This is a genomic window from Marinomonas transparens (assembly GCF_016463975.1).
Lineage (GTDB): Bacteria > Pseudomonadota > Gammaproteobacteria > Pseudomonadales > Marinomonadaceae > Marinomonas > Marinomonas transparens.
This window is the reverse complement of record NZ_JAEMNX010000084.1, coordinates 1-558: the sequence shown is the minus strand read 5'-3', so window position 1 is coordinate 558 and position 558 is coordinate 1. Positions and strand designations below refer to the sequence as shown.

The window sequence follows — 558 nt, the reverse complement described above, 5'->3', positions numbered from 1 at the left end:
CTTGCTTAGTTGGAAGCAATTGGTGCAAATTGGGGCTCAATTCTCTCCATAAAACACCTTAGCAAGTATCTTGGTCTGCCCAGGCAAAGAAGAAGCCAGAGAACGAGCAGCTTCTGGGGCAGCTCGAATTGCTGAAACAACTTGGATAGATGCGTCCTTGACAATTGGGGGAAGAGAGCGATCTATAATAGTGACAGATGCAACAACCGTGCTGTCTACAAACTTGAGAGCTCCATTGGGAATATAACTGAACCTATTATAGAGAGGTACAGCCACGTTCTTCACCGGACCCTCAATGATATCGACACCAGGCTGCAGTGGACCAGATTTGTCTTTGGCAAAAAGATAGACGTTTGAGAAGGTAGTCACAGCATAAGTTGCCGCGTCTTGCACAAAACCCAAATATTTTAACCCCTCCCCCTGCCCTTGTTGGTTGTCTTCGTCTTCAGCCATAATCGAAGATTTCCTTTTGCAAAAATGGAAGATCAAAATTCAAAACGCAGTCGCTTAAGTTTCAAAAAAGAAACCCGCCTTTCTGAAAACGCTGATGGAGGCTAT

Annotated in this window: 1 protein-coding gene; it reads right to left on the bottom strand. The window is 44.8% G+C overall.

Going from position 1 to position 558, the window contains the following annotated elements; genetic code table 11:
• Positions 1–36 precede the first annotated feature (36 nt).
• On the bottom strand, positions 37–453 hold the full coding sequence (locus tag I8J31_RS21250; protein WP_173158048.1) for a hypothetical protein: 417 nt from the start codon (positions 451–453) through the stop codon (positions 37–39).
• Positions 454–558 lie beyond the last annotated feature (105 nt).

Bases quoted from the DNA above. Each gene is read 5' to 3' on its own strand.
- I8J31_RS21250 (WP_173158048.1), bottom strand. From the start codon at position 453: ATGGCTGAAGACGAAGACAACCAACAAGGGCAGGGGGAGGGGTTAAAA.